8 protein-coding genes are annotated in these 12364 nt (G+C 73.8%); 4 read left to right on the top strand and 4 right to left on the bottom strand.

Going from position 1 to position 12364, the window contains the following annotated elements; translation table 11 throughout:
- The first annotated feature begins 48 nt into the window (after nucleotides 1-48).
- On the top strand, nucleotides 49-1194 hold the full coding sequence (locus BUE43_RS19515) for a tetratricopeptide repeat protein (protein ID WP_073485294.1): 1146 nt from the start codon (nucleotides 49-51) through the stop codon (nucleotides 1192-1194).
- 29 nt (nucleotides 1195-1223) lie between these two features.
- Here BUE43_RS19515 and BUE43_RS19510 read toward each other — a convergent pair whose 3' ends face one another.
- Nucleotides 1224-2027 (bottom strand): TetR/AcrR family transcriptional regulator, encoded by an 804-nt coding sequence (locus tag BUE43_RS19510; RefSeq protein ID WP_083959848.1) that lies wholly within the window; start codon nucleotides 2025-2027, stop codon nucleotides 1224-1226.
- 202 nt (nucleotides 2028-2229) lie between these two features.
- On the opposite strand from BUE43_RS19510, the gene BUE43_RS19505 reads away from it, so the two are divergent.
- Nucleotides 2230-3747, top strand: coding sequence for an MFS transporter (locus BUE43_RS19505; protein ID WP_073485292.1), 1518 nt, complete (start codon nucleotides 2230-2232; stop codon nucleotides 3745-3747).
- 187 nt (nucleotides 3748-3934) lie between these two features.
- On the opposite strand, the gene glgP is transcribed toward BUE43_RS19505, so the two are convergent.
- The 3 genes from glgP to BUE43_RS19490 all read right to left on the bottom strand — a co-directional run bounded on the left by glgP (nucleotide 3935) and on the right by BUE43_RS19490 (nucleotide 7852).
- Nucleotides 3935-6496: an alpha-glucan family phosphorylase gene (glgP, locus tag BUE43_RS19500; RefSeq protein ID WP_073485290.1), complete on the bottom strand. Its 2562-nt coding sequence runs from the start codon at nucleotides 6494-6496 to the stop codon at nucleotides 3935-3937.
- Between the two features lie 64 nt (nucleotides 6497-6560).
- The gene (locus BUE43_RS19495) at nucleotides 6561-7163 is read right to left on the bottom strand and encodes a hypothetical protein (protein ID WP_073485288.1); all 603 of its coding nucleotides are present in this window, start codon (nucleotides 7161-7163) and stop codon (nucleotides 6561-6563) included.
- Nucleotides 7164-7252: 89 nt separating this feature from the next.
- On the bottom strand, nucleotides 7253-7852 hold the full coding sequence (locus BUE43_RS19490; RefSeq protein WP_143174262.1) for a hypothetical protein: 600 nt from the start codon (nucleotides 7850-7852) through the stop codon (nucleotides 7253-7255).
- A 250-nt stretch (nucleotides 7853-8102) separates the two neighbouring features.
- On the opposite strand from BUE43_RS19490, the gene BUE43_RS19485 reads away from it, so the two are divergent.
- The gene (locus BUE43_RS19485) at nucleotides 8103-10082 is read left to right on the top strand and encodes a maltotransferase domain-containing protein (protein WP_073485284.1); all 1980 of its coding nucleotides are present in this window, start codon (nucleotides 8103-8105) and stop codon (nucleotides 10080-10082) included.
- Nucleotides 10079-12340: a 1,4-alpha-glucan branching protein GlgB gene (glgB, locus tag BUE43_RS19480; RefSeq protein ID WP_073485282.1), complete on the top strand. Its 2262-nt coding sequence runs from the start codon at nucleotides 10079-10081 to the stop codon at nucleotides 12338-12340. The genes BUE43_RS19485 and glgB overlap by 4 nt, the downstream gene beginning before the upstream one ends.
- The last annotated feature ends 24 nt before the right edge of the window (nucleotides 12341-12364 follow it).

Here is a 12364-nt window from a genome sequence, read left to right as displayed (position 1 = left end):
CTCGTTCGGGAGGGGGAACCTCACCCGAACGCGTACCGTCTCGGTTCCGTGCGCATCCTCAAGCTGTTCGCCAACCCCGGGCCGGTCGCCGCGGCGCTGGCGGTCGTCGCGGTCGTCGCCCTGGAGCGCTCGGTCCTGGGGACCGCGCTCGGGCTCGGCGGGGCGGCCGTCGGCCTGTTCGCCGAGCTGGCCGCGTTGCAGCTCGGCATGGCGCTGGGCGCGGTGCTCTTCGGCGCGCGCGTGCACCGGTTCGCGCTCGGCCTCGGCCCGCGCCTGTGGGAGCGCACCACCGCCAAGCGGGCGGTCGTGGTCCGCGCGGTGCCGATCCTGGTCTCGGTGTCCGTCGGCCCCGGCCGCGCCCCGGTGCGGCCCCGGATGTGGCTGGCGGCGCTGAGCTCGGCCGTGTTCGGGCTCGCGCTCGCCGTGCTCGCCGCGGCGCTCTCGTCCGGGCCGTTCGGCAGGGGGCTCGCGGTCGGCGCGGTCGCCACCCTGCTCCACGCGCTGCTGCCGGCGGAGAGCGCCGGCTCCTCCTCGACCGGCTGGGCGCTGTTCAACCTCTTCCGCCTGCCGCCGGAGCGCGCGGCGCGGATGGACGTCGCCCCGGTCGTGGACGAGGCGTTGGACGCGCTCAGCACCGGTGACCTGGAGACCGCCGAGCGGATCGCCGCCCGGATCGCCGAGGACCACCCCGACGTGCGCTCCGGCACCTACGCCCGGATCAGCGTGCTCGAGGCCCGCGGCCGGTACGGGGAGGCGCTGGGCCTGGCGCTCGGCCTGATGCGCGCGCCGGACATCGGCCAGAAGGAGGCCGGGCTCACGCTGGCCGGCGTGGCCGGGCTCGCGGCGTGCGCGGTCGAGGCGGGCCAGCTCGACGCCGCCCTCGGCGTGCCCACCGCGCGCCAGGCGCTCGACGACGCGCTCCAGCTCGGGTACCCCGCGCACCAGGCGCAGGGCACCCAGGCGCTGCTCGCCCTGCTCGACGGGGACCCGGCGACCGCCGTGCGGCTGGCCCGCTCCGGCGCCGACACCTGCGACCACCTGCTCAGCCGGGTCGACCACCTCGCGACGCTGGCCAGGGCGCACATGGCCGCGCACGACAACCGCGCGGCGCGGGCGGCCCTCGCCGAGGCCGAGCGGATGGCGGCCTGGTGGCCGCGCGTGGTCGCCACCAGGGCCCGCCTGGAGGTCGGCTAGGCGGACCTCCGCCCGGCGGGTCGGGGCGCTCAGCCGCCGCGCCGGTCACTCTCCGCCTGGCTCTCCCCCTGGCGCTCCCCCACCTCGCGCTCCTTCGCCCCGCGCTGGGCGACGTAGACCTCAAGCCCGTCCATCACCCGGTTGATGCCGAAGACGTAGCGGTCCTCGCGTCGCCGCTCGTCCTCCATCTCCAGCCCGGCCCGCCAGAACTCCCACAGGGAGGGGTAGGGCTTGAGCGCCTCCCTGAGGTAGTCCTGGAGCGCGGCCGTCCAGCGCTCCACGTCCACCACGTCCCGCCGCACCCGCAGGATCCAGGCCAGCTCGGTCGCCACCGACCCGATCACGTAGTCCATGACCAGCGAGATCGCGTTGTCGACCTCCGAGGGGGCGAACCCGCCGGCCGTGAGGACCTCGGCGGCGGCGTTGGCCAGGGCCAGGCCGTGCGGGCCGACGTTCGGCGACGTGCCGAACAACGCCACCACCCAGGGGTGGCGGAACATCAGCGACCGCATCTCGTGGGCGAAGGCCAGCAGGTCGGCCCGCCAGTCGCCCGAGGGCGGGGCCGTCGCGACCTCGCCCATCACCTCGTCGAAGACCAGCTCCAGCAGCTCGTTCTTGTTCGCGACGTGCCAGTAGAGCGAGGTCGCGCCGGCGCCGAGCCGGGCGCCCAGCCGCCGCATGCTCAGCCCGTCGGGGCCCTCCGCGTCGAGCAGCTCCACCGCCGCGCGGACGATCTGCTCCCTGGTGAGGGCGGGTCCGGACTGCCCCCGTCGGGCGCGGGTCGCGCGCGCCCAGACAGTGGGCACCTCGTCGCCGCGGGCGCTCTCCGGCACGCCGCCTCCCTGTCGTCCCCGGTCGTGTGACCACTCAGCCTAGCGCCGGGCCCCGGTACGACGTTCGACACTTCTCGCACGGTGTTCCATTCTCCTCGCACGGTGTTCTAGAGTCTCGCACGGTGTTCGACACCCGCGGGTTCGACACCAGCTCGGTGCCCGAGCGAGCTCCCGTCTCCGTTCGTTCCTCCTGGGGGGACCCGTGACCACCGCTCCACACCCGCGCCGCTGGTCGGCCCTGGCCGTGCTCTGCGTGAGCATGTTCGTGGTCGTCATCGACAACACCGTGCTCAACGTCGCCCTGCCGACCCTGATGTCGGACCTGGGCGCCAGCACCGCCGACGTCCAGTGGATCACCGCCGTCTACTCGCTGGTGTTCGCCGGGCTGCTGCTGACCACCGGCAGCCTGTCCGACCGCTACGGCCGACGCCTGGCGTTGCTCGCCGGGTTCGTCGTCTTCGGCCTCGCCTCGTTCGGCGCGGCGCACGCGGACTCCGTGGCCGCGCTCGTGACCCTGCGCGGGGTCATGGGCCTCGGCGCGGCGCTGATCATGCCGTCGACGCTGTCGCTGCTGACCGTGCTCTTCGACGACCGGGAGCGCGGGAAGGCCATCGCCGTCTGGGGAGCGGCCAACATGCTCGCCGTCGCGGGCGCGCCGGTGCTCGGCGGGCTGCTGGTCGAGCGCCTCGGGTGGAGCTCGGTGTTCCTGATCAACGTGCCGGTGGCCGCGCTGGGCCTGGTGGGCACGCTGGTCCTCATCCCCGAGTCCCGGGAGCCGCGGAAGGGCCGGCCCGACCCGCTCGGCGCGCTGCTGTCGACCGTCGGCATGGTGGCGCTGGTCTGGGCCGCGATCTCCGTGCACACCCACGGCTGGGACAGCGGACGCGTCCTGGGCGGACTCGTCGTCGGCGCGGTCGCGCTGGGCGCCTTCGTCGTCTGGGAGCGCCGGTGCTCCTCACCGATGCTCGACCTCACCCTGTTCCGCGACCGCCGGTTCGGCGCGGCCTGCGGCGTGATCGCGCTGATCCAGATGGCGTTGGCCGGACTGATGTTCACCTTCACCCAGTACCTCCAGCTCGTGCTGGGGTTCTCGGCGGTCCAGTCGGGCGGCGCGCTGATCCCGCTCTCGGTGGCCGGCGCGCTCGGCGCCGGTCTGGGCAACGTGCTGAAGACCCGGCTCGGCCCCGCCCGCACCGTCGCGCTCGGCCTGCTCGCGCTGGCCGGCGGGCTCGCCCTGCTCATGACGTCCCGTGTGGACAGTTCCTTCCTGTCCGTGCTGCCGGCGTTGACCGCGCTGGGCGTCGGACTGGGCGTGGGCCAGCCCACGGTGTTCGAGGTGCTGCTCGCCGCGCTGCCCCGGGAGCAGGCCGGGATCGGCACCGCGGTGCAGGACGCCGCGCAGGAGATCGGGATGTCCTTCGGCGTCGCGGGTCTGGGCAGCGTGCTGGCCGCCGGCTACGCAGCGAACCTGCCCGCCGACGTCCCGGCGGCCCTGCGGGGCTCCCTCGCCGAGACGCTGGCCGCGGCCCGCGCCGCGGGTCCCGGCGGCGAGACGCTCGCGGCCACGGCGCGAGCCGCGTTCACCGACGCGATGGGACTGGGCTTCGGCCTGGCCGCAGGCGCGGCGGCGGTGGCCGCGGTCCTCGCCTGGGTCCTGCTCGGGCGGCGGCCGGCCCACGCGGCGGCGGACGCCGCGCCCGCGGCCGCCCCGCGAGCATGATCGTTTGCCTTACAGCCTGTAGTTGGGGGAACCCCCACTTCCAACATCGCACGGCGCACTGACGGAAAACGGCCGCCCGGCTCACCCCATCGGGCGGGAAAGCCGGAGAAACGGCCGAGCGGGTGACCGTGGACCCACCACGGTCACCCGCTCGCCAGCGCTCACCTGGTGCTCGCCGGGCGCTCGGTCAGCGGGCCAGGACCACGCGGCCGAGTTCCGCCGGGGTGGCGAGCAACTCGTGGTGGGGCAGGACGCGCACGGTGAACCCGGCGGGGCCGGTGTGCGGAAGCGCCACCTCCGCCACGTACTCGCCGCCCCCGGAGTGGGTCATCGACACCGTCACCACGTCCCGCAGGTCGTCCGCGTCGTCCACCCTGCCCACCACCGCCTGGACGTCCACTTCGGACGGTCCGAGTCCGGCCAGCTCGACCCGCGCCCGCACCGTGACCGGAGCGCCGACCACCGGCGCCGCCGCGCCGTTCACCGACATGTCGCAGTCCACGACCCGCACCCGGTTCCAGGACGCCTGCACCCGGGCGCGGTACTCGGCCAACTCCTTGGCCCCGCGGAAACCGTCGTCCCGCACACCGGCGGCGGACGCCGCCGCCGGCAGGTAGTAGGACTCGACGTACTCCCGCACCATGCGCGACGCCTGCACCTTCGGCCCGAGCGAGGCCAGCGTGTGCCGCACCATCGCCATCCAGCGCGTGGGCACGCCGTCCTCGCCCCGGTCGTAGAACAGCGGGGCGACCTGGGAGCCCAGCAGCTCGTACAACGCCGCCGCCTCCAGGTCGTCCCGCCGGTTCGGGTCAGTGACGCCGTCGGCCGTGGGAATGGCCCACCCGTTGCTGCCGTCGTAGAACTCGTCCCACCAACCGTCCCGGATGGACAGGTTGAGCCCGCCGTTGAGGGCCGACTTCATCCCGGACGTGCCACACGCCTCCAGCGGCCGCAACGGGTTGTTGAGCCAGATGTCGCAGCCCCAGTACAGGTAGCGCGCGAGCTGCATGTCGTAGTCCGGCAGGAACACGATGCGGTGCCGCACCGACGGGTCGTCGGCGAACCGGACGATCTGCTGGATCAACGCCTTGCCGCCGTCGTCGGCCGGGTGGGACTTGCCGGCCACCACGAGCTGGACCGGGCGGTCCGGGTGCAGCAGCAGCTCCCGGAGCCGGACGTGGTCGCGCAGCATCAGCGTGAGCCGCTTGTAGGTCGGCACCCGGCGGGCGAACCCGACGGTGAGCACGTCGGGGTCGAACACCGAGTCGGTCCAGCCCAGCTCCAGCGCGGACGCACCGCGTTGCAGCCACGCCTGGCGGACCCGGCGGCGGACCTCGTCCACCAGCCGCGCGCGCAACGCGCACCGCAGCTCCCACAGCAGCGAGTCCGTGACGGGCTCGAAGCCGCCCAGGCCGAGCCCGGTGTCCACCGCGCTCATCTCGGGCTCGCCGAGCAGCTTGCTGATCTCGCGCGCGGCCCAGGTGGGGCCGTGCACTCCGTTGGTGACCGAGCCGATCGGCACCTCGTCGACGTCGAACCCCGGCCACAGCTTGCGGAACATCCCCCGGCTCACCCGCCCGTGCAGGGCCGACACGCCGTTCGCGCGCTGCGCCAGCCGCAGGCCCATGTGCGCCATGTTGAACACGCCGGGGTTGTCCTCGGCGCCCAGCGCGAGCACGCGGTCGGCGGGCACGCCGGGCAGCAGGCCGTCCCGGTCGCCGTTGCCGAAGTAGTGCCGCACGAGGTCCACGGGGAAGCGGTCGATGCCCGCCGGCACCGGCGTGTGCGTGGTGAACACGGTGCCGGCGCGCACCGCCACCTGGGCCTGGTCGAAGTCCAGCCCCTCGGTGGTGACCAGCTCCCGGATGCGCTCCAGGCCGAGGAACCCGGCGTGGCCCTCGTTGGTGTGGAAGACCTCGGGCTGCGGGCGGCCGACCAGCTCGCAGAACGTGCGCACCGCGCGCACGCCGCCGACGCCGGCGAGGATCTCCTGCCGGATGCGGTGGTCCTGGTCGCCGCCGTAGAGCCGGTCGGTGACGCCGCGCAGGTCGGGGTCGTTCTCCGGCAGGTCGGAGTCGAGCAGCAGCAGCGGCACCCTGCCGACCTGGGCCTTCCACACCCTGGCCCGCAGCACCCGCCCGCCGGGCATGGCCACGTGCACCTGGATCGGCGTCCCCGACGGCTCGACCAGCGGCTCCAGCGGCAGGCCGCGCGGGTCGAGCACCGGGTAGTGCTCCACCTGCCAGCCGTCCAGCGACAGCGACTGCCGGAAGTAGCCGGAGCGGTAGAGCAGCCCGACGCCGACCAGCGGGACGCCCAGGTCGGACGCGGCCTTCAGGTGGTCGCCGGCGAGCACGCCCAGGCCGCCGGAGTAGTTCGGCAACGCCTCGGTGACGCCGAACTCCATGGAGAAGTAGGCGACCGAGGCGGGCAGCCGGACCCCCTCCTCCTGCCGCCGCTGGTACCAGCGCGGACCGGTGACGTAGCGCCGCAGGTCGTCGGCCAGCGCCCTGGTCCTGGTCAGGAAGTCGGGGTCCCTGGCGAGCGCGGTCATCCGCTCGGCGGGCACCTCGGCGAGCAGCCGCAGCGGGTCGGCCCCGACCCGCTCCCACACCTCGGGGTCGACGGCCGCGAACAGGTCCTGCGTCGGCGGGTGCCAGGTCCACCGCAGGTTGGTGGCCAGGGTGCCGAGCGCGGACAACTGGTCCGGCAGATGGGCGCGCACGGTGAAGCGGCGTACTGCTCTCACGGCAGGGCAGCCTACGACCCTGGCCGGGCGACCGGCCGCCGGACGAACGGGGCAGGGACCGCCATCAACACGTCACCGTCGGGTTCCACCTGGCGAACGTGCCGCTGGGGTTGTGCTTCCACACCCACGCGTGGAGGTCGTAGCGCGCCGGCATGTCCTCGACGCGCTCGAAGGGGCCGTCGAAGGGCACGCCGAACAGCGACGGCCGGTCGTCGTCGGTGCTCACGTCCTGGTCCTCGTCCCACTTCACCCACTCCAGCGCGACCAGGTCCCTGGTGGTCTTCGAGTCCGGGTCGACGTCGTAGACCAGGATCGTGGGCCGCAGCGGGTCGAGGAGCCCGACGAACTCGGGTTTGATGTAGTGCCGCCCCATGCCGCCCTCGGGCGAGTGCAGGCAGCTCTGGCCCATCGGCGCGTAGCCCTCGTCGAGCGCGACCCGCAGGTCGCGGAACCGCCCGGTCGCCGCGCGGGCCGCCGCGAGCTGGCGGCGGACGTCGTCCCGCCGGGGACCGACCGCCGACCCGATCCCCGACCCGCCTGACACGTCAGACGCGACGGGCGCGTCGGCCTGGTGGGCGGGGGCTCGCGGCGGGTCCGCGACGGCGGACGCGGGCGCGAGGGACAGCGACAGGGCGGCGCCGAGCGCCGCGACGAACGTTCGGAACACGGTGTCCCCTGACCGGTCGGAGGTGCGTCGGCCCCCGATGATCGACCGGCCGGGCCCGCGCGACTACTCCACTTTGGAGCGAATGACCGTCAGTCGTCGCCGGTGTAGTTCGCACAGGTGATGTTCGGGTTCCACCGTGCGAACATCCCGTTCGGGTTGGCGTCCCACACCCACGCGTGCAGCTCGTAGCGCGCCGGCATCGCGTCGTCCGCCGGGAACGGGCCGTCGAAGGGCACGCCGAGCAAGGACGGCCGGTCGTCGTCGGTGCTCGCGTCCTGGTCCTCGTCCCACTTCAGCCACTCCACCGCGACCAGTCGCCGGCTCCCGTCGGGGAGCGGTTCGTACAGCACGACGTCGGGCGCGTGGAGGTCGAGCCGACCGACCAGGTCGGGGTTGACGTAGTGCACACCCATCCCGCCCTCGGGTGACTCGACACATCCCCGCGAGGGGGCGTAGCCGTTGTTCAGCGCCTCCTGCACGTCCGCGTAGCGCGCGGTCGCGGTGCGCACCTCGGCCACCTGCCGCTCCTGGTCCCCGGCGGGATCGTCGGCGCTCGCGGTGACCGGACCGGCGAAGGCGCCGAGTGGCGTGAGGGGGCCGCGCACGACGCCGGGAACAGTGCTGAGAAGAACAGTGCTGAGAGCAGTGCCGAGGGCGGTGCCGAGAACGAGGGAAAGCGGTCGCCTCATCTCAATCCCTTTCCGTGCGGAGGGCCCCGACACGTCCCGGGGGAATCTCGCGGAGGCCCTCGGAGTGCCACGTCAGCGACCGATGCTGCGTCCGGCCGGGCGGTCGCGCAGCGTGATCCCACCTGACGGGGGATATCCGTCCCCGACCGGGCGCAACATGCGCCGACGGCCCCCGGGTCACCCGGCAGTGGCCAGCGCGGGACGGCAGACTGTGGCCGTTCGAGCACGGCGGGCGACGGAAGGCGGACCGGTGAGCGGCCGGTTGGGCATCGACGACGTCTCCCCGGTGATCTCCTGCGGTCGGCGCCCCGCCAAGGCGGTGCTCGGCGAGCAGCTTCCGATCCGGGCGACGGTGTGGCGGGAGGGCCACGAGGCGGTGGCCGCCACGGTCGTGTGGCGCGGGCCAGGCGACCGGGTAGGCCGTCAGGTGCGCATGCTCCCGGACGGCGCCGGAACCGACCGGTGGGTCGCCGAGGTCGTCCCCGATCGGCTGGGTTCCTGGACCTTCCGGGTGGACGCGTGGAGTGACCCCTGGGCGAGTTGGCTGCACACGGTGGAGGCCCGGCTGCGGGCCGGGCAGGACGTCGCGGAGCTGGCCAACGACCTGGAGGGCGGGGCCCGGCTGCTGGACCGGGTGGCCCGCCGACCCGACCGGCGCCGGGACCGGGCGCGGTTGACCGAGGCGGCCGCCGCGCTGCGGGACGCGCGCCGCCCGCTGGCGGAACGGGTCGGACCGGCGCTGACCGCGGAGATCCGCCAGGTGATGCACGACCACCCGGTGCGCGAACTGCTCACCAGGGGCCGCCCCCACTCGCTGTGGGTCGACCGCCCCCGGGCCGCCATCGGCTCCTGGTACGAGATGTTCCCCCGCTCCACCGGGGGGTGGGACGCGCACGGCGTCCCGGTGCACGGCACCTTCCAGACCGCCGCCGAGGAGCTCGAGCGCATCGCCGGGATGGGCTTCGACGTCGTCTACCTCCCGCCGATCCACCCCATCGGCCGGGTGAACCGCAAGGGCCGCAACAACTCCCTGGTCGCCGCGCCGGACGACGTCGGCTCCCCGTGGGCGGTCGGCTCGCACGACGGCGGGCACGACGCGGTGCACCCCGACCTCGGCACGTCGGCCGACTTCAAGGGGTTCGTCGAGCGGGCGCACGAGCTGGGCGTCGAGGTCGCGCTGGACCTGGCGCTGCAGTGCGCCCCCGACCACCCGTGGGTCCAGGAGCACCCGGAGTGGTTCGGCCGCCGGCCCGACGGCACGATCGCGTACGCCGAGAACCCGCCCAAGAAGTACCAGGACATCTACCCGCTGAACTTCGACAACGACCCGGAGCGGCTGCGCCGCGAGGTCCTGCGGGTCCTGCGGCACTGGATGGACCACGGGGTGCGGATCTTCCGGGTGGACAACCCGCACACCAAGCCGCCCGACTTCTGGGACTGGCTGCTGGCCGAGGTCCGCCGGACCGACCCGGACGTGGTCTTCCTGTCCGAGGCGTTCACCCGGCCCGCCCGGCTCTACGGGCTGGCCCGGCTGGGCTTCCACCAGAGCTACACGTACTTCACCTGGCGCACCAGCAAGGCCGAGCTGACCGAGTTCGGCGAGGAGCTGGTCCGGCGCGCCGACGAGGCCAGGCCGAACCTGTTCGTCAACACCCCCGACATCCTGCACGCCTCGCTGCAGACCGGGCTGCCGGCGGTGTTCGCCCTGCGCGCCGCCCTGGCCGCCACCCTCGGGCCGAGCTGGGGCGTGTACTCCGGCTACGAGCTGTACGAGCACGTGCCCCGCGAGCCGGGCTGCGAGGAGTACCTGGACTCGGAGAAGTACCAGCTCCGGCCGAGGGACTTCGCGGGCGCGCTGGCCGAGGGGCGGTCGCTGCAGCCGTGGCTGACCCGGCTCAACGAGATCCGCCGCGACCACCCGGCCCTCCAGCGGCTCCGCACGCTGCGGTTCCACCACGTCGACAACGACGCGTTGATCGCCTACTCGAAGAGCGACCCGGTCAGCGGCGACACGGTGGTGTGCGTGGTGACGCTCGACCCGCACCACCCCAGGGAGGCGACGTTGTCGCTGGACATGCCGGCGCTGGGCATGGCGTGGGACGAGCGGTTCGACGCGCACGACGAGGTCAGCGGGGAGCGGTACGACTGGGGCGCGCGCAACTACGTTCGGCTGGACCCGCACCGCGTGGCCCACATCGTCTCCGTGCGACGTCGCCGAGGTGATCGATGAAGTCCCCCAGGGACACCAGGACGGCCCCCGACCCCACCGACGCGCTGTCCACTGTGGACATCTGCCCGCCCGATCCGGCGGACGTGGAGCGCCTGGTGTCGGGCGCCCACCACGACCCGCACTCCGTGCTGGGCGCGCACCCGCACCCCGACGGCGTGGTGGTCCGGGTGTTCCGCCCGCACGCCGACGCGGTGACGGTGGTGCTGCCCGGCGGGCCCGGGGAGCCGGAGCGGCGGTTCGGGCTCCCGCTGGCGCACGAGGAGGGCCTGTTCTCCGGCGTGGTGCCCGCCCCGCCGGGGGACTACCGGCTGGAGGTCCGCTTCGGCGAGCACGTCCAGACCGTCGACGACCCCTACCGGTGGCTGCCCACCCTCGGCGACCTCGACCTCCACCTGATCGGCGAGGGCCGGCACGAGCGGTTGTGGGAGGCGCTGGGCGCGCACGAGCACGCCTACGAGACCGAGCACGGCACCGTGTCCGGCACGGCGTTCGCGGTGTGGGCTCCCAACGCGCGCGGCGTGCGGCTCTGCGGCGACTTCGACTTCTGGGACGGGCGGGCGTTCCCGCTGCGCTCGCTCGGGTCGTCCGGCGTGTGGGAGCTGTTCGTGCCCGGCGTGGCCGCGGGCGCCCGGTACAAGTTCCGCATCCTCGGGCCGGACGGCCACTGGCACGAGCGGTCCGACCCCCTGGCGTTCGCCACCGAGCTGCCGCCCGCCACCGCCTCGGTGGTGCACACCTCCGACTACCTGTGGAACGACGACGACTGGATGACCCGGCGCGCGCAGGCCCGGTGGTGGCGCGAGCCGGTGAGCATCTACGAGGTGCACCTGGGCTCGTGGCGGCAAGGCGCCGGCTACCGCGAGATCGCGCACGAGCTGGCCGAGTACGTCAGCCGCCTGGGCTTCACGCACGTGGAGCTGCTGCCGGTGGCCGAGCACCCCTTCGGGGGCTCGTGGGGCTACCAGGTGACCTCCTACTACGCGCCGACCGCCCGTTACGGCGGACCGGACGACTTCCGCTACTTCGTCGACCACCTGCACCAGCGGGGCATCGGCGTGCTCCTGGACTGGGTGCCCGCGCACTTCCCCCGGGACGAGTGGGCGTTGGCCCGCTTCGACGGCACGCCGCTGTACGAGCACGCGGACCCGCGCCGGGGCGAGCACCCGGACTGGGGCACCCTGGTGTTCAACCTCGGCCGCACCGAGGTCCGCAACTTCCTCATCGCCAGCGCGCTGTACTGGCTGGACGAGTTCCACCTCGACGGCCTGCGGGTGGACGCCGTGGCGTCGATGCTCTACCTCGACTACTCCCGCGAGGAGGGCGAGTGGGTGCCCAACCCGCACGGCGGGCGGGAGGACCTGGCGGCCATCGCGTTCCTCAGGGAGCTCAACGCCACCGCCTACCGGCGGCACCCGGGGATCATGATGGTCGCCGAGGAGTCCACGGCGTGGTCCGGCGTCACCCGGCGCACCGACGAGGACGGCCTGGGCTTCGGCTTCAAGTGGAACATGGGCTGGATGCACGACACCCTGGAGTACCTGCGCCGGGACCCCGTGCACCGGTCGTACCACCACAACGAGGTCACGTTCTCGATGCTCTACGCCTGGAGCGAGAACTACATCCTGCCGCTGTCGCACGACGAGGTGGTGCACGGCAAGGGCTCGCTGTGGGAGCGGATGCCGGGGGACGCGTGGAACAAGGCGGCCGGCGTCCGGGCGCTGCTCGCGTACATGTGGGCGCACCCCGGCAAGCAGCTGCTGTTCATGGGTGGTGAGTTCGGCCAGCCGTGGGAGTGGTCGGCGGCGACGTCGCTGGCCTGGCACCTGCTCGACGAGCACGGCGGGATGAACTACCACCGGGGCATCCAACGGCTGGTCGGCGTGCTGAACTCGCTCTACCGCGAGCACCCCGCGCTGCACACCCTGGACACCAGCCCGGACGGGTTCGAGTGGATCGACGCCGGGGACGCCGAGCGCAACCTCCTCAGCTTCGTGCGGCGCGGCGACGACGGCTCGGTGCTGGTCTGCGTGGTCAACTTCTCCGGCGTACCGCACCACGACCACCGGCTCGCGCTGCCAGGGGCCGGCCGCTGGCGGGAGCTGCTCAACACCGACGAGCCGGACTTCGGCGGCTCGGGCGTGGGCAACGGGAAGCTGGTCACCGCCGGCGCGGAGCCGCACCAGGGCCGGCCGGCGTCGGCGGTCGTCGACGTCCCGCCGGTCGGCGTGCTGTGGCTCGTCCCCGACGGAGAGGACTGAGCACGGACCGCGCCGGGTCGCTCG

Source organism: Streptoalloteichus hindustanus (assembly GCF_900129375.1).
GTDB classification, from domain to species: Bacteria; Actinomycetota; Actinomycetes; order Mycobacteriales; family Pseudonocardiaceae; genus Streptoalloteichus; species Streptoalloteichus hindustanus.
The sequence above is the reverse complement of the archived record's forward strand: the minus strand, read 5'-3'. Positions and strand labels throughout refer to the sequence as shown.

Bases quoted from the DNA above. Each gene is read 5' to 3' on its own strand.
- BUE43_RS19490 (WP_143174262.1), bottom strand. From the start codon at position 7,852: ATGAGGCGACCGCTTTCCCTCGTTCTCGGCACCGCCCTCGGCACTGCT.
- glgB (WP_073485282.1), top strand. From the start codon at position 10,079: ATGAAGTCCCCCAGGGACACCAGGACGGCCCCCGACCCCACCGACGCG.